This window comes from Streptomyces sp. DSM 120436 (genome assembly GCF_055778765.1).
Genome location: NZ_JBSKBS010000001.1, coordinates 3,308,819 through 3,324,668 on the forward strand (window position 1 = coordinate 3,308,819; position 15,850 = coordinate 3,324,668).

Annotated in this window: 14 protein-coding genes and 1 pseudogene; 13 read left to right on the plus strand and 2 right to left on the minus strand. The window is 70.4% G+C overall.

All coding sequences use genetic code 11. The features are described from left to right. The first annotated feature begins 34 nt into the window (after positions 1–34). Complete coding sequence (locus tag ACWH4W_RS14865) at positions 35–391, plus strand: nuclear transport factor 2 family protein (RefSeq protein ID WP_473076197.1); 357 nt, start codon at positions 35–37, stop codon at positions 389–391. On the opposite strand, the gene ACWH4W_RS14870 is transcribed toward ACWH4W_RS14865, so the two are convergent. Further along, positions 378–2,375, minus strand: coding sequence for an ATP-binding protein (locus ACWH4W_RS14870; RefSeq protein ID WP_473076198.1), 1,998 nt, complete (start codon positions 2,373–2,375; stop codon positions 378–380). The genes ACWH4W_RS14865 and ACWH4W_RS14870 overlap by 14 nt on opposite strands. 1,282 nt (positions 2,376–3,657) lie before the next feature. On the opposite strand from ACWH4W_RS14870, the gene ACWH4W_RS14875 reads away from it, so the two are divergent. Then, positions 3,658–4,572: a transposase family protein gene (locus ACWH4W_RS14875; RefSeq protein WP_473077500.1), complete on the plus strand. Its 915-nt coding sequence runs from the start codon at positions 3,658–3,660 to the stop codon at positions 4,570–4,572. Between the two features lie 103 nt (positions 4,573–4,675). Then, positions 4,676–4,897: pseudogene (locus ACWH4W_RS14880) on the plus strand (ATP-binding protein); the annotation flags it as partial. Positions 4,898–5,211: 314 nt separating this feature from the next. Here ACWH4W_RS14880 and aztA read toward each other — a convergent pair. Then, positions 5,212–5,955: a zinc ABC transporter ATP-binding protein AztA gene (aztA, locus tag ACWH4W_RS14885; protein WP_473076199.1), complete on the minus strand. Its 744-nt coding sequence runs from the start codon at positions 5,953–5,955 to the stop codon at positions 5,212–5,214. A gap of 15 nt (positions 5,956–5,970) precedes the next feature. On the opposite strand from aztA, the gene aztB reads away from it, so the two are divergent. The 10 genes from aztB (at position 5,971) to ACWH4W_RS14935 (ending at position 15,767) form a co-directional block, all read left to right on the plus strand. Further along, positions 5,971–6,831, plus strand: a complete 861-nt coding sequence (aztB, locus tag ACWH4W_RS14890) for a zinc ABC transporter permease AztB (protein WP_473076200.1) — start codon at positions 5,971–5,973, stop codon at positions 6,829–6,831. Positions 6,832–6,852: 21 nt separating this feature from the next. Further along, positions 6,853–8,085: a hypothetical protein gene (locus ACWH4W_RS14895; RefSeq protein WP_473076201.1), complete on the plus strand. Its 1,233-nt coding sequence runs from the start codon at positions 6,853–6,855 to the stop codon at positions 8,083–8,085. Continuing rightward, positions 8,082–9,062, plus strand: coding sequence for a zinc ABC transporter substrate-binding protein AztC (gene aztC, locus ACWH4W_RS14900; protein ID WP_473076202.1), 981 nt, complete (start codon positions 8,082–8,084; stop codon positions 9,060–9,062). The genes ACWH4W_RS14895 and aztC overlap by 4 nt, the downstream gene beginning before the upstream one ends. An 89-nt stretch (positions 9,063–9,151) precedes the next feature. Next, on the plus strand, positions 9,152–10,366 hold the full coding sequence (gene aztD, locus ACWH4W_RS14905; protein WP_473076203.1) for a zinc metallochaperone AztD: 1,215 nt from the start codon (positions 9,152–9,154) through the stop codon (positions 10,364–10,366). 403 nt (positions 10,367–10,769) lie between these two features. After that, positions 10,770–10,973: a cold-shock protein gene (locus tag ACWH4W_RS14910; protein ID WP_023586116.1), complete on the plus strand. Its 204-nt coding sequence runs from the start codon at positions 10,770–10,772 to the stop codon at positions 10,971–10,973. A 124-nt stretch (positions 10,974–11,097) separates the two neighbouring features. Beyond that, positions 11,098–11,274: a hypothetical protein gene (locus ACWH4W_RS14915; protein ID WP_473076204.1), complete on the plus strand. Its 177-nt coding sequence runs from the start codon at positions 11,098–11,100 to the stop codon at positions 11,272–11,274. A gap of 27 nt (positions 11,275–11,301) precedes the next feature. Next, on the plus strand, positions 11,302–12,798 hold the full coding sequence (locus ACWH4W_RS14920) for a DEAD/DEAH box helicase (RefSeq protein ID WP_473076205.1): 1,497 nt from the start codon (positions 11,302–11,304) through the stop codon (positions 12,796–12,798). Between the two features lie 46 nt (positions 12,799–12,844). Further along, positions 12,845–13,249 (plus strand): CBS domain-containing protein, encoded by a 405-nt coding sequence (locus tag ACWH4W_RS14925; protein ID WP_473076206.1) that lies wholly within the window; start codon positions 12,845–12,847, stop codon positions 13,247–13,249. Between the two features lie 48 nt (positions 13,250–13,297). After that, positions 13,298–13,606: an SCO5918 family protein gene (locus ACWH4W_RS14930; RefSeq protein ID WP_473076207.1), complete on the plus strand. Its 309-nt coding sequence runs from the start codon at positions 13,298–13,300 to the stop codon at positions 13,604–13,606. Between the two features lie 475 nt (positions 13,607–14,081). Next, entirely contained in the window at positions 14,082–15,767 is a 1,686-nt protein-coding gene (locus ACWH4W_RS14935) for a ribonuclease J (RefSeq protein WP_473076208.1), read from the plus strand. Positions 15,768–15,850 lie beyond the last annotated feature (83 nt).

The window sequence follows — 15,850 nt, forward strand, 5'->3', positions numbered from 1 at the left end:
CACAGTTACAGGTACAAGAAGGAGAGTGTGACTCATGGACGGCAACGGCGTGACCGGGCTGGTCGAGAAGTACATCGCGATCTGGAACGAGCCCGACGGCCGGCTCCGGCAAGCTCTGGTGGAAGAGGTGTTCACCCCGGACGCGACGTACACCGACCCGAACATCGTCGCTCACGGAACGGCGGCGATCGGGGAGTACATCACCGCCGCACGGCGGAACTTCCCGGGGATGCCCTTCACCCCCGGGACGGTCCTGACCCATCACGACGCCGTGCACTTCTCCTGGCAGGTGGGGCCCCCCGCGAGCTCACCCGTGGTGAGCGGCTTCGACACCGCCACCTTCGAGGGGGGCCGGATCAACCGGCTGTACGGCTTCTTCAACGGCTACTGACCCTTTTGTCCGCCGCGTGGTCGCCGGGAAACGCGTTCGTCCCGACGACCAGCGGCAGGGCCCGCAGCAGACGGGCCCGCTTCGCCGACGCGGCGTCGGGATCGCCGAAGATGTGGTGGAACGTCTGCCAGGTCGAGTCGGCGATGCAGTCCCCGATGGTGACGATCAGGTTGTCGAACAGCCGGGCGACGGCATCGACCGACAACGGCTCCAGCAGGATCCGCGCGCTGTTCAGCCGGCCGAGACCCCACTGCGGGAACCTGCGGTGGAAGTCCTCGTTGGCGCAGGCCACGATCAGCAGCATCCCGGACTGGCTGCCCGCTCCCAGCCTCTCGAAGAAGGCGAGGGTCGCCTCGTCGGCAAGGTGAAGGTCGTCCACCGCGATGACGACCGGGCGTTTCCGGGCGATCGCGTGCACGAGGCTCTCGGCCTCCTGCACCCGGCGTACCGACTCCGGCTGGTCCGGATCGGCCGACTCGACGGGGGTGTCGGGCTCGGCCTCGCGGTGGAGCGACCGCAGCGACCTGACGACGGCGAGCGGATCGATGCCCACCGACCTGCTCACCCGGTACTTCACGATGAACGGAGCGGGCCCGGCGTTCTTCTCGAGCAGGTGACAGAACTCCAGCAGGAGCCGGCTCTTCCCCGTCCCGTGGTCGCCGAGGACGGTGACCAGATGCGGAATGCCGCGCTGCTCGACGCGCTCGAAGGTCCGCCGCAGGATCTCCATCTCATGGTCCCGGTCCATGAACGGCTTGGTGTCGACCGGATACTCCACCGAGGGCGCCTCCGCGACCCAGTAGGGCAGCTTCTGCGCCGCCGGCGCCAGGTACGACACCTGTCCGAGGGTCAGCGACCTGGTGCGGTCCGACACCCAGATCGCGCCGGCCGGTACCTGTGGGAACGTCTCCCAGCACTGGTCGAGCAGGGTGCCGTTGACCGACAGCAGGCTCTTCCGGGGGACCGGGTCGAAGCGCCTCTGGAGATCACCGGTCGCCACCATGGCCCGTATGGTCAGCCCGTGCCGGTTCTCGTCCGACACGTCGAGGCTGTCCCTGAGCAGCAGGGCGAGCTGAGTGGCCCGCGCGGCGCCCTCCGCCGGATCGTCGAGGTCGAAGAGGGCTATCGTCGCGGATCCCACGGAGGCCAGGACCTCGCCGCCGCAGCACTCCACGCCGGTCCTGACCAGGGTGTGGATTCCGTCGAGGAGGTCGTCGACACCGACCGGGTGCGCCGAGGACGCCCCGGATCCGACATGGGCCCGGACGATCATCACCGTCACCTCGCGCCGGTGCGAGCCCGCCGGGGGCGGCACCGGGAGCGTCGACCGGGCCGGCTCGTCCAGCACGTCGTGCTTACGCCCGACCTCGTCCTCGCCGACGGGGGCGTCCGGCGCGAGCGGCACTCCCGCACCGGCCACGACTGCCTGTCCGGTCGCGCCGAACTCCCCGGTCGTCACCTCGGCCCGGGGAAACTCGCCGAGTGTCGGGTCGTGCGTCAGGATGCGCTGTTGCAGGCTCCGCAGCCACGGTCCGGGCTCCAGGCCGAGGCGGTCCACGAGTTCAACGTGCGTACGGTGGTAGACGTTCAGCGCCTCGGTCTGCCGACCGGAACGGTACAGGGCCAGCATCAGCAGCCCACGGGCCCGTTCGCGCAGCGGTTCGGCCTCCACCATCTGCTCGATGCCGCTGGTCACCTCCCCGTGGTGGCCGCAGTCCAGCTTGGCCTCGAAGTACAGTTCCTGCGCGTCGATCCGTCCGTTCTCGACGGCACTCGACTCCGGCCAGACGATCCCGGCTTCCACGAGGTCTGCCAGGACGTCACCTCGCCACAGGTCCAGTGCGTCCCGCAGGACCGCGGCCGCCTCCGCCGGGAGCCCGTTGGCCATTTTCTTGCGGCCGAGTTCCAACTGCCTGCCGAAGACGTGCACGTCGACCAGGTCCTCGTCGATCTGGAGCATGTAGCCGGGAGACCGCGTGATCAACGCCGGATGCGGCCCCCGCGCACGCAGCGACCGCAGGACCGACCGGAGCGACCACACGGAATTCTGCAGGATTTTCCGCGCCGTAATTGGCGGTTCAGTATCAGGCCAAAGTGATTCCATTAATCGGCTGTTCGCGACCGCCTGATTCGGTTCGAGAAGAAGACGGCCGAGCAGCGCACGCTGTTTTACGCCTCCGAGAACCGCCCGTTCACCATCGCAGATCACTTCCAACGGGCCGAGTACGCGAAACTGAATCATGAGTGACCCCCCACCTCTTCATGATCAATGATCTTGCCCGCTCACCGCATCGGAATACCCTGTCCGTATCGGACACATTATGACCCATGGGTAGAACGCTCGGTGGGGAAGAGGCGTTCCGGCCAGGCCGGTGCCGCGCAGATCGACACTCTCGGCCCGAGGGCGCCGGACACCCCACTCCCCGGGACTCACACGGCGAAACCGACCTCGCGTCATGTGCCGCCCTCTCCCGCCGCGCAGCCATCGACTCCACGAGAATGACCGAAATCATCAGCCGTGGTCCCGCGCTTCCGGACGGCAGGAATGCGCGCCGATGACGCTTTCCAAGCGGGCGGTTCGCGTGGAACGTCGTACCGGGGATCTCCGGACCTGGTCCCGGGATTCGGTGCGGCGGGCAGCTCGCTGGTCCGGGCTCGGCCCGTCCGTCGGGGGACGTCGGCACGCCGGCCGCCGGCGGGGCGATGCTGTGCACGCGTGACGTACAGGCACACCGGCCTGACGCTCCGATCTTGAAGGCGGCCACCTGACGCTCACGAAATGGTCTCTGACCTGCATCCTTCACCTCAAGGGGAGGTGTCGGCGCGGTCTCGATGACGCATCATGTGGAGTGCGTGGCGATCCTCGAGCCTGCTGACAAGGGTGCCTGACCTGCGGTTCAGCAGGAGCGGCGGGGGCCTCGACCTGTTTCGCGACATCCAGCAGGCCGAGCCCTTCGGACACCTCTCACCTGTGGGTTCGTGCCGGGTGACGGGTAGGAGCGGCTGCGCGACGCCCGGCCGTCGGGGCTTTTGACGTTCGTATGACGCTCGACTTCCGTCAGCGGGACCGGCGGGAACAGTGTATTGCGATGCCCCGTGGCTGCATTGTCGGGAGCCGCTGACACAGCTCTGCGACGATCACCGTCAGTGATCTCTGCTGTCGGGCACAGCAAAGTCAAGCTGGACGGATTCCGTCTGACGAGTTGGTGCGTGATAGCGGGTGAGGCGTTCTCGCTGGTGGATGGCATGATCTGCTTGTGGCGATCATGGTCAATCGGGTGGTTCTCGCGCATCGGCTGTTCACCGGGATCTCCCTACGTCATCTGGGCTGTCTGGTCGAGGAGTTGGCTCAGCCGTGGCAGGCCGCGGTTGAAGGCCGCCACCACGCAGCGCGAGGCGGGGTGAGGAAACGGGCCGCAGGAGCCGGTGCCCGCCACCAGCTCGTCTTCACCGACCGGCTGGTGGCCACGCTCATCCATCTGCGGCACGATCTGCCGCACTCGGTGCTGGGGCTGCTGTTCGGTGTCGACCGCTCCACCATCACCCGCGCGATCGGGGAGATACGCGCCCTCCTGGCCCAGCGGGGCTGCGCGGTCCCCGACCGGCCCGGTCTGCGGCTACGAACACTGGCGGACGTATTCGCCTATGCCCAAGCCGAAGGGGTCGAGCTGCGCCTGGACGCCACCGAGATTCAGGTCCGCCGGCCCGTGGCCGGCCGCGGGGGACGCCGGGCGTTCGTCTCCGGCAAGAAGAAACAGAACACTATGAAGGCCACCGCCGTCGCCGACCACCAGGGCCGCACGCTGTGGACCGACGCCCTGCGACCGGGCCGCATGCACGACGCGACCGCCGCACGCAACGAGGGCATCGACCTCTGCTTCCAGTACTTCCCCGACGTGGAGGTCCTCCTGGACGACGGTTACCTCGGCCTGCGACGCGATCATCCAGGCCAGGCGATCACACCACCCAGGAAGCCGAACAAGAGCGCACTGCCTGACGTCCACGCACGCTGGGAACGCGACCGCCACTGGCACTCATCCGACCGCATCACCGTCGAACACGCCCTCGCCGACCACAAGCGCTGGAAACAACTCATCCGCTGGACCCACCGACGAGACCGGCTGCCCGACACCTACCGCGCCATCGCCGGCCTCGTCTCCGACCGCACCGCCATCATCTGAACGCAACCCTCGGTTAGGCCTCCGCAGCCTCACCCGCTATCACGCACCAACTCGTAAGCAGGCTCAGACATGTCGGAGTCGATTCAGGCTGGTGGGAGTTCCGGTGGACGAGAGCGTGCTTGCCAAGCCCGGGGACGTGGTCGACCGTGATCGTGAGTGGGGTCTGCTGACCTAGTTCGTCACGGACCCGGATCCGGCGATGCGTCTGGGGGTCGTGTCGGGGCGCAGGCGGCACGGGAAGTCGTATCCCCTGCAGGCGCTGTCGGAGCGGGTCGGAGGTCTGTGCGTCACCGCGGTAAGGGAGGAAGGGCGACTGCCGGTGATCACCCAGCGCCCCTTCTCCTTGACCAGATCGACACTGCGGTGCTGGGTGTAGGGCACATTTGTGGCGAACCCGCCCTTCTCGAGGCACCCGGGGTCGCCCGCGGTGGACGCGATGACGGTGTCCGTCTCGGGCGTCCGGCAACGGAGCCGGGCCGTCAGGCGTCAGGCTCGGAGCAGCGGCTCGTCCGGCGGGCGCGAGCGCCGGCCGGGCAGGCGGTCGCACCGGACCGGGCCTGCCGTTCCGGTGGGACACCTGGCCCCACGCGCCGGCCGGCCACGCCGGCACGGCCTTCGCGGTTGCGTGTGCCGGGCTCCTCAGAGCACTTGCCAGGCCCGGGTCAGCGCCGACGCGGTGAGGACCTGTTCCGGACGCCCCTGCCCGGTGAGGCGGCCGTCCTGGAGCAGGAGGCAGGCGTCCGCCGCGCGCGCCGCCTCGAGGTCATGCGTGGCCTGGACGACCGTCACCCCGTCGGCGACGAGCGCCGTCAGCAGTGCCCCGATCCGCTCCCCCGCCTCCGGGTCCAGGCCGGTGGTCGGCTCGTCGAGGAGCAGCAGGTCCGACTCCTGCGCCAGTCCTTGGGCGATGAGAGCGCGTTGGCGCTGCCCGCCCGAGAGCTCGCCCAGTTGACGTGAGGCGAGGTCGCCGATGCCGAGCCGGTCGAGCGCCGCGTCCACGGTCGCGTGGTCCCGTGCGGTCAGCCGGCGCCACGGGCCGCGCTCGCCCCAGCGCCCCATCTCCACGGTCTGCCGGACGGTGAGCGGCAGGGTGTCGCCGACCGCTCCGCGCTGAGGCACGAAGGCGGGCGGCCGGTCGCCGGTGCGGAGGAGGTCGCCGGACGTCGGCTTGATCACACCGGCGAGCACGCCGAGCAGGGTCGACTTGCCGCTGCCGTTCGGCCCGACGAGCACCGTCGTGGCCGACGCGGGTATCTCGCCCGTGACTTGACGGAGCACCAGGCGTCCTGGATAGCCGGCGCACAGGTCCGAGAAGCGGATGCGGGCGGTTCGGCCGAGGGGCGGGGCGGGGGAGGGGGGCGGTTCATTGAACATGATTTTCATTGTAGTCTCCTGGCCATGGATTGGTTGACGGTCCCGTTCGAGGTGACCTTTGTGCAGCGGGCCCTGTGGGGCGGGACGCTCGTGTCCGCCATCTGCGCGCTGGCGGGCACCTGGGTGGTGCTGAGGGGGATGGCCTTCCTCGGTGACGCCATGTCCCACGGGCTGCTTCCCGGTGTCGCGGCGGCCGCGCTCCTCGGGGGGAATCCGATGGTGGGCGCGGTGGTCAGTGCCGCCGTCATGACGGCCGGCGTCACCGTGCTGGGCCGTATGCCGAAGCTGTCCCAGGACACCGGCATCGGGCTGCTGTTCGTGGGCATGCTCTCGCTCGGTGTGATCATCGTGTCGCGCTCGCAGTCCTTCGCGGTCGACCTGACCGGCTTCCTCTTCGGCGACGTTCTCGCCGTCCGGCAGCAGGACCTCCTCGTGCTCGGGGCGGCGTCGCTCGCGGCGCTGGTGGCGTCGGTGCTGGGCCACCGTGCCTTCCTGGCCCTGGCGTTCGACGAGCGCAAGGCCCACACCCTGGGGCTGCGCCCGCGCCTGGCCCACGCGGTGCTGCTCGGCCTGCTCGGCCTGGCGATCGTCGCCTCGTTCCACATCGTCGGAACGCTGCTGGTCCTCGGGCTGCTCATCGCGCCCCCGGCGGCCGCCCTGCCCTGGGCCCGCTCCGTGCGCGGGGTCATGGCGCTCGCCGCCCTGTTCGGAACCTCGGCCACGTTCGGCGGCCTGCTGCTGTCCTGGCACCTGAGCACCGCGGCCGGCGCGACCGTCGCCGCCCTCGCGGTGAGCCTGTTCTTCCTCTCCCACGTGCTGTCCGGCCTGCGTGACCGCCGTACGCGCCGCGTCCACGCCCCGGCCCCCGTACTCGAAGTCAACTGAAAGAAGCCGGAGACGATCGTCATGACCGTCCGCAGAAACGTCACTCCGTGGGCGTCGGCCGCACTGGTGCTCACCGCGCTGCTCACCGCGAGTTGTGCGGGAGAGAGGAACAACCCCGCACGGCCCGACGCCAGTTCCCCGTCCGCGGTCCCGCACGGGTACGTCGAAGGAGCCCAGGAGGCCGCCGAGCAGCAGTCCCGGCTCCTCCTGAACGACCCCGACAGCGGCGACACCAGGATCCTCGACCTCATCACCGGCGAGGTGCACAGGACGGCCCCGGTGAAGGGCGCCGTCCGGCTGTGGACGGACGGCAGGTTCGGCTACCTCCACACGCCCGGCGGCACGCACGTCCTCGACGGCGGAGCCTGGACGGTGGACCACGGGGACCACGTCCACTACTACAGCGCGGCGCCACGGGACGTGGGGGAGTTTCCCGCGGGCAGCCGGGCCCAGGTGCGCAGCGACGCCGCCGTGACCGCGGTGACCGACGAGGACGGCCGCGCCCTCCTCCACGACCGCGGCGAGCTGGAGAAGGGGCGGATCGCGTCCTCCCGTACGCTGCCGGGCACTTACACCGGTGCCGTCGTCCCGTACGAGGAGCACCTGCTGGCCTTCGCGCACAAGGGCGGCACGACCGGACTCGTCGTCCTCGACCGCGAGGGAGAGCGCGTCGCCTCGCCGGACGTGACGTGCGAGGAGCCCCGGGGAGACGCCGTCACCGGGCGCGGCGTGGTCCTCGGCTGCGCCGACGGCGCCCTGCTCGTCCGGGTACAGGACGGCGCCTTCACCGCCGAGGAGATCCCCTACGGGCGGGACGTGCCGGCGAAGGAGCGGGCCACCGCTTTCCGCCACCGCCCCGGCAGCGACACCCTCACCGCCGCGGCCGAAGACGCCGTCTGGGTCCTCGACGTCACCGAGCGGACCTGGACACGGGTGGACACCGGACCGGTCGTCGCGGCCAACACGGCCGGGGAGGGCTCCCCGTTGCTCGTCCTGGAGACCGACGGCTCGCTGCACGGCTACGACATCGCGACCGGGAAGCGGACCGCGCGGACCGGGCCGCTGCTGACAGGCGGGAAACGGGCCGGCGCCGACGGCAGCGCCCCCGTCATCGAGGTCGACCGCAGCCGCGCCTACGTCAACGACCCGGAGGGCAAGAAGGTGTTCGAGATCGACTACAACGACGGCCTGCGCATCGCGCGCTCCTTCGACCTGGACGTCGAGCCCGTCCTCATGGCGGAGACCGGACGATGAGCCGTACCGAGGCGAAGCAGCGCGCGCGGGTGGGCGTCGCACGCCTGCGCCATCTGATCGCGGGCCTGCTCGCCCTCGTGACAGCCGCGACCGCCACCGCCTGCACCACCACCGGCGGCGACCGTCCCGGCATCGTCGTCACGACCAACATCCTCGGCGACATCACGCGGGAGATCGTCGGCGGCGAGGCCGACGTCACCGTCCTGATGAAGCCCGGCGCCGACCCGCACTCCTTCGGTCTGTCGGCGGTGCAGGCAGCCGAGCTGGAACAGGCCGACCTGGTCGTCCACAACGGCCTGGGCCTGGAGGAGAACGTCCTGCGGCACGTGGACGCCGCCCGTGAGTCCGGGGTCGCGACCTTCGCGGCCGGCGAGGCGGCCGACCCGCTCGCCTTCCACACCGCCGACGACGGCGGCCCCGAGGGCGAGGAAGGGCAGCCCGACCCGCACTTCTGGACCGACCCCGACCGGGTGCGCAAAGTCACCGGCCTGATGGCCGACCAGGTCATCGAGCACGTCGACGGCGTCGACGCCGACACGGTACGCGCCAACGCCGACCGCTACGCGAAGCAGCTCACGGAGCTCACCACCTGGATGGAGAAGTCCTTCGGCCGGATACCCGCCGACCGGCGGGCCCTCGTCACCAACCACCACGTCTTCGGCTACCTCGCCGACCGCTTCGGCTTCGAGGTGATCGGCGCGGTCGTCCCCAGCGGCACCACGTTGGCCTCACCCAGTTCCTCGGACCTGAGCTCCCTCACCGAGGCGATGGAGAGGGCGGGCGTACGCACCGTCTTCGCCGACTCCTCCCAGCCCGGACGGCTCGCCGAGGTGCTGCGAACGGAGATGGGCGGCGGGGTCCGCGTCGTCGGGCTCCACTCGGAGTCCCTGACCGCCGAGGGCGGGGGCGCCGACACCTACCTGCGGATGATGCGCGCCAACACCACCGCCATGGTCACCGGCCTGGCCGGCGACTGACCCTCCGAGCCTCCCGGCACACCGGCCATCGGACGCCGGCACGTCATGCCCCCATGCCGCCACCGCGCGGTGCAGAAAGGAACACGCTGATGAACAAGTCGACACGCGGCAGAGCCCTCACGGGCACGGCACTGGCCCTGGCGGTCTCCACCGTCCTGACCGCCTGCGGCGGAGGGGACTCTTCCGCCGGCGGTGCCAAGTCCGACCGGGCCGCGGACGGAACCGCGAGCGCCACGCCCGCGGCGGCGGTCAAGGATCCGCTGGTCGCCACCTTCGACGGCGGCCTGTACATCCTGGACGGCGAGAGCCTGAAGCTCGCCAGGACCATCGAGCTTCCCGGCTTCAACCGGGTCAACCCCGCGGGCGACGAGGACCACGTCGTCGTCTCCACCGACAGCGGCTTCCGCGTCCTGGACGCCACCGGCCAGGCCTTCACCGACATCGAGTACAAGGGCGCCAAGCCCGGCCACGTGGTCCGTCACGCGGGCAAGACCGTGCTCTTCACCGACGGCACCGGAGAGGTCAACGTCTTCGACCCCGCCGAACTGAGCACCGGCAAGAAGCCCGAAGGACGCACCTACACCTCCGCCGAGCCGCACCACGGCGTCGCCATCGAGCTGGCCGACGGCGAACTCCTGACCACCCTGGGCACCGAGGAGAAGCGCACCGGCGCGCTGGTGCTGGACAGGAACGACAAGGAGATCGCGCGCAACGAGAACTGCCCCGGCGTCCACGGCGAGGCGGCCGCCGAGAACGAAGCCGTCGCCGTCGGCTGCGAGGACGGCATCCTGATCTACAAGGACGGCGAGTTCACCAAGATCGACGCCCCCGACGACTACGGCCGCATCGGCAACCAGGCAGGCAGCGACGCCTCGCCGGTGCTCCTGGGCGACTACAAGACCGACCCCGAGGCCGAGCTGGAGCGTCCCACCCGCGTCTCCCTCATCGACACCGAGAAGAAGAAGCTGCGCCTGGTGGACCTGGGCGCCAGCTACTCCTTCCGCTCGCTGGCCCGTGGCCCGCACGGCGAGGCCCTGGTCCTCGGAACCGACGGCGCCCTCCACGTCATCGACCCGGACAGCGGCAGGACCGAGAAGAAGATCCCCGCCGTGGGCAAGTGGCAGGAGCCGCTGGACTGGCAGCAGGCCCGGCCCACCCTGTTCGTCCGCGACCACACCGCGTACGTCTCCGAGCCCGGCAAGAAGGCCCTGCACGCCATCGACCTGGACACGGGGAAGAAGATCGCCTCCGTCACCCTGCCGGAGAGCACCAACGAACTGTCGGGCGTCGTCCCCGGACACTGACTCCGCGACGTGCCCTCGCCGCCGCGGCCTCGAGGCCGCGGCGGCGAGGGCACGGTGGCGAGGGCGCACCGCTGTCCCGCCGCGGGACGCCTCCCGGGACGCCGTGCTCCGGCTGGATCGATATCTGTGCCCGCGGGCTGAGATTTCACTGGAACGCGCAGACAGGTTTTCTGTCGCAATAAGTGAGGCCGGACTCTTTTTTGCGCGCAGGCCGCTGCGGCGTGCTACTGTCGGTCTCAGTTGCAGTTGTGGTTCCCGAAAACTTCAAGTGCGTCCGGCTCGGCTCCTGTGCCGCTGGAAGCGCTTTTACATATCCGGTCTTTTTCCGGGCGGGGTGATCATCGCGGCGACGCGGGGCCCGTACTGCGCGGACCCCGAGGCACTGCCCCAAAGGAGAAATGACATGGCTGCTGGTACTGTGAAGTGGTTCAACGCGGAAAAGGGCTTCGGCTTCATCGAGCAGGACGGCGGCGGCGCCGACGTGTTCGCCCACTACTCGAACATCGCCGCTCAGGGCTTCCGTGAGCTGCTCGAGGGCCAGAAGGTGACCTTCGACATCGCGCAGGGCCAGAAGGGCCCGACGGCCGAGAACATCGTTCCCGCCTGACGCTGAGGCGCATGTCGTAGCTGGGACCCGCATCCTCTGGGGTGCGGGTCCCAGCTGCTTGTGTTTCCCGTGGCTGTTTTTCCCGCGGACGACAGCCGGGAAACCCGTGAAGCATCCTTCAAGGGTGCGCACGACCCGTCATGACCTCATCGCGGCGGACGCCCGAAAAATGCGTCCGCTGTGCGCCACTCATTTCAGCGCCTGGGCGCGTACGGATTTCCGTCGGACAGATGCGCTGTCGCGTTCCACCGGCCCGTTCTTGCAATTCTCCGTGCTGCTCATCGCTGCGGGAATTCCTTGATATGTGCCGCATCGAGGAAGGTTCCCCATGAACCGCACACGTACGAACGACCGTTTCGCCCGTACCCGTGAGGGCGGCGCCGGCTCCGGAAGGGGTGGCAGCCGATTCGGTCCGTCGGCCCCGAACCGGCCGGGCGGCTCGAGCCGTTCCGGCGGTCACGGACGCCGGCCTGCCGCGATCCAGGGAGAGTTCGCCCTTCCCGAGACGGTCACTCCCGCGCTTCCCGCCGTGGAGGGCTTCGCCGATCTCGACATGCCCGAGGAACTGTCGGCCGCGCTGGGTTCGCACGGAGTGACCGTGCCGTTCCCGATCCAGGCCGCGACCCTGCCGAACTCCCTCGCCGGACGGGACGTCCTGGGCCGCGGCCGCACCGGCTCCGGCAAGACCCTTGCCTTCGGTCTGGCGCTGCTGGCCCGTACGGCCGGGCAGCGCGCCGAGGCCCGGCAGCCGCTGGGACTGGTCCTCGTACCGACGCGTGAGCTGGCGCAGCAGGTCACCGATGCGCTCGCCCCCTACGCCCGCTCCGTGAAGCTGCGGCTGGCCACCGTGGTGGGCGGGATGCCGATCGGCAGGCAGACGAGCGCGCTGCGCGGTGGCGTCGAGATCGTCGTCGCCACACCGGGACGCCTCAAGGACCTCATCGACCGCGGCGGCTGCCGGCTGGACCAGGTGCGCGTCACCGTCCTCGACGAGGCCGACCAGATGGCCGACATGGGCTTCATGCCGCAGGTCACCGCCCTGCTCGACCAGGTCCGCCCCGAGGGCCAGCGCATGCTGTTCTCCGCCACCCTCGACCGCAACGTCGACCTGCTCGTGCGCCGCTACCTCAGCGACCCCGTCGTGCACTCCGTCGACGCCTCGGCCGGCGCGGTCACGACGATGGAGCACCACGTGCTGCACGTCCACGGCGCGGACAAGCACACGGCCACCACCGAGATCGCCGCGCGTGACGGCCGCGTGATCATGTTCCTCGACACCAAGCACGCCGTCGACCGCCTCACCGAGCACCTCCTGAACAGCGGGGTACGGGCCGCCGCCCTGCACGGCGGGAAGTCGCAGCCGCAGCGCACCCGCACCCTGACGCAGTTCAAGACCGGCCACGTCAACGTGCTGGTGGCGACCAACGTCGCGGCGCGCGGCATCCACGTCGACAGCCTCGACCTCGTCGTCAACGTCGATCCGCCCACCGACCACAAGGACTACCTCCACCGCGGCGGCCGCACGGCCCGCGCCGGCGAGTCCGGCAGCGTCGTCACCCTGGTCACCCCGAGCCAGCGCCGCGCGGTGACCCGCATCATGACAGCGGCCGGCATCGTCCCGCAGACCACCCAGGTCCGCGTCGGCGGGGAAGCCCTGCACCGCATCACCGGAGCCCAGACCCCCTCCGGCGTCCCGGTCGTCATCACCGCACCGGTGGCCGAGCGCCCCAAGAGGCGCGGCGCGACCTCACGCGGCCGACGCCGTCCCGCTCCGGCGGCCCGCCGCGCGTCCGTGCGCCGGCCGGCCGTCGGTACGGCGGCGTAGAACCTTCGTGATCGGACAGCCGGCCCATCTCCGCAGGAGGCACCCTTTGACGCTGGTCCAGACGCAGTTCCGCCCGGGGAGCGCCCACCCCGTGCGCGGCACGGTGACCGACACCATGGAGGCGGCCGGGCCGCAGGTCTGGGAGGACATGACCGTGGAGGTGGCACTGTCCGTGATGGCCGCCGCCCGTACGGCTCATCTGGTCGTCTGCGACGACGACGGTCTGTGCACCGGTCTGGTCACCCGGGCCCGGCTCACGGCCGTTCGTGACGGCTCCGGGTACACGGACCGGATCCGTCTGCGTGACATCGCCGACGTCATCGCTCCCTTCGCCTCGCCGCCGACCACGGGGGCCGAGGCCGGGCGCGCGACGCGGCGCCGCCGGCCCGGGGCCCCGCCCGTGGCCGGCGGACAGGGCAACGCTCCGGGCGTCCTCGCCCTCTCCCGCTGAACCGCTTCACGGCGGCCGGCCCCGTCCCTCCTCTCCCTGTGAGGCATCATGCGCTGTGTCATCGCCCGCTTCCCGTTCGACCTGACCAAGAGCGGCGTGCTGGAATCGATGAAGAACATCAAGCCCGAACCGGTCACCGGCGAGTCCGTGATCATCGGACGACGCCACTACCCCGCCAAGCAGGTCGGCGAGGTCGTCACCCGACAGGACCGCCGCGATTTCAGCGTCGGCGAGGTCCTGCGGGCCATGTCCCGGCTCGGCTTCACCTGTCGCACCCTTCCCGAGGCCGCGCCTGCGCACGTGGACGGCCCGTTGCGGCGGGCTTCCGCGATGCTCGGCACCCCCTCGTCCGGCTGACCGACGGGACGAGCGGGAGCCGAACGGAGCGGTGAGGGTCCTGCCGGCACATGCCGGCAGGACCCTCACCGCGTGACGTGCCGCTCCCGGCGCGGCGGCGGGTCGGTGGCCGGAGCGGCTGAAGTCCCCCGCGGTCCCGGCGCTGACGTCCTCGATCGCCCTGCGGTGCATCCCGCCCGTCTCCGGGGCCCCGCGTGGAACCACCCCGGAAAGCCGGACCGGTGGGGCGAGGGGACGGGGCACTGGACGGCGCACGAGGAGGCCGTGGACGCCGGCCACCACGACAAAGGGGGCACGAAAGCTCCGCCGGCGCCACCGGCCCACGGCTCACCCCCCGAAGGCCACCGCTCCCTGTTCCGGCCGCCGGCGTCGTCCGTCGTCCCGGCGCCGCAGGTGCGGGCGCCCCGGACCGCCGGGAAGGAGGGAGCGCACAGGCGGTGGATCACGCCGTCCCCTCTCCGGGTACCGTGAAGGCATGAGCCACCCGCACCCCGAGTTGAAAGCCGCCCCGCCCCTTCCCGAGGGAGGACTGCGGGTCGTCGCCCTGGGAGGCTTGGGCGAGATCGGCCGCAACATGACCGTCTTCGAGCACGCCGGCAAGCTGCTCATCGTCGACTGCGGCGTGCTGTTCCCCGAGGAGACCCAGCCCGGTGTGGATGTGATCCTGCCGGACTTCACCTCGATCCGGGACCGGCTGGACGATGTCGTGGCCGTGGTACTCACCCACGGTCACGAGGACCACATCGGCGGCGTGCCGTACCTGCTGCGCGAGCGGTCCGACATTCCCGTCGTCGGTTCCAAGCTGACGCTGGCGTTCCTGGAGGCCAAGCTCAAGGAACACGGCATCCGGCCGCGCACGGTCCGGGTGCGGGAGGGCGACCGGCGCGGGTTCGGACCGTTCGACTGCGAGTTCGTGGCGGTCAACCACTCCATCCCCGACAGCCTCGCGGTGGCGATCCGCACCCGGGCCGGGATGGTGCTGCACACCGGCGACTTCAAGATGGACCAGTTCCCCCTCGACGACCGGATCACCGATCTGCGCGCCTTCGCCCGCCTGGGCGAGGAGGGCGTGGACCTGTTCCTCACCGACTCCACCAACGCCGAGGTACCCGGCTTCACCACCTCCGAGCGTGAGCTGAACCCGGCGATCGAGCAGGTGATGCGCACCGCGCCGCGCCGGGTCATCGTCTCCAGCTTCGCCAGCCACGTGCACCGCATCCAGCAGGTCCTGGACGCCGCCCACCAGCACGGCCGCAAGGTCGCCTTCGTCGGCCGGTCGATGGTCCGCAACATGGGCATCGCCCGTGACCTGGGCTACCTGAAGGTCCCCTCCGGTCTGGTCGTGAGCACGAAGGAGCTGGAGAAGCTCCCGGACCACAAGGTCACCCTGGTGTGCACCGGCTCCCAGGGCGAACCGATGGCCGCGCTGTCGCGGATGGCCAACCGCGACCACATGATCCGCATCGGCAAGGGCGACACCGTCCTGCTCGCCAGCTCCCTCATCCCCGGCAACGAGAACGCCATCTACCGGGTGATCAACGGACTCACCCGGTGGGGCGCCCACGTGGTCCACAAGGGCAACGCCAAGGTGCACGTCTCCGGGCACGCCAGTGCCGGCGAGCTCGTCTACTGCTACAACATCGTCAAACCCCGCCACGTCATGCCGGTGCACGGCGAATGGCGCCACCTGCGGGCCAACGGCGACCTCGCCGTCCGCACCGGCGTCGACCCCGACCGGGTCGTCATCGCCGAGGACGGCGTCGTCGTCGACCTCGTCGACGGGCGCGCGTCCATCACCGGCAAGGTCCCCGCCGGCAACGTCTACGTGGACGGCATGGAGGTCGGCGGCGCCACCGAAGCGTCCCTCAAGGACCGCCTCACCCTCGCCGAGGAAGGCGTCGTCACGGTGGTGGCGATCGTCGACGCGGACACCGGCGCCCTCACCGAGGCCCCCGACTTCCTGGCCCGCGGCTTCGTCCACGACGACACCACCTTCGAACCGGTCGTCCCCGTCATCGAGAAGACCCTGGCCACCGCGGCCGAGGAAGGCGTCGGGGACGCGCGCCAGCTCGAACAGCTCATCGCCCGTGCCGTGGCGAACTGGGCGTTCCGCACCTACCGTCGCAAGCCCCTCATCATCCCCGTCATCATCGACGCCTGAGCCACGGCCCGGCAGATGTCCGGGGCCGGGCGCCGACGCGTACGAGGCAGGACTCGGCGACGGGCCGCCGTCGATGTCCGGCC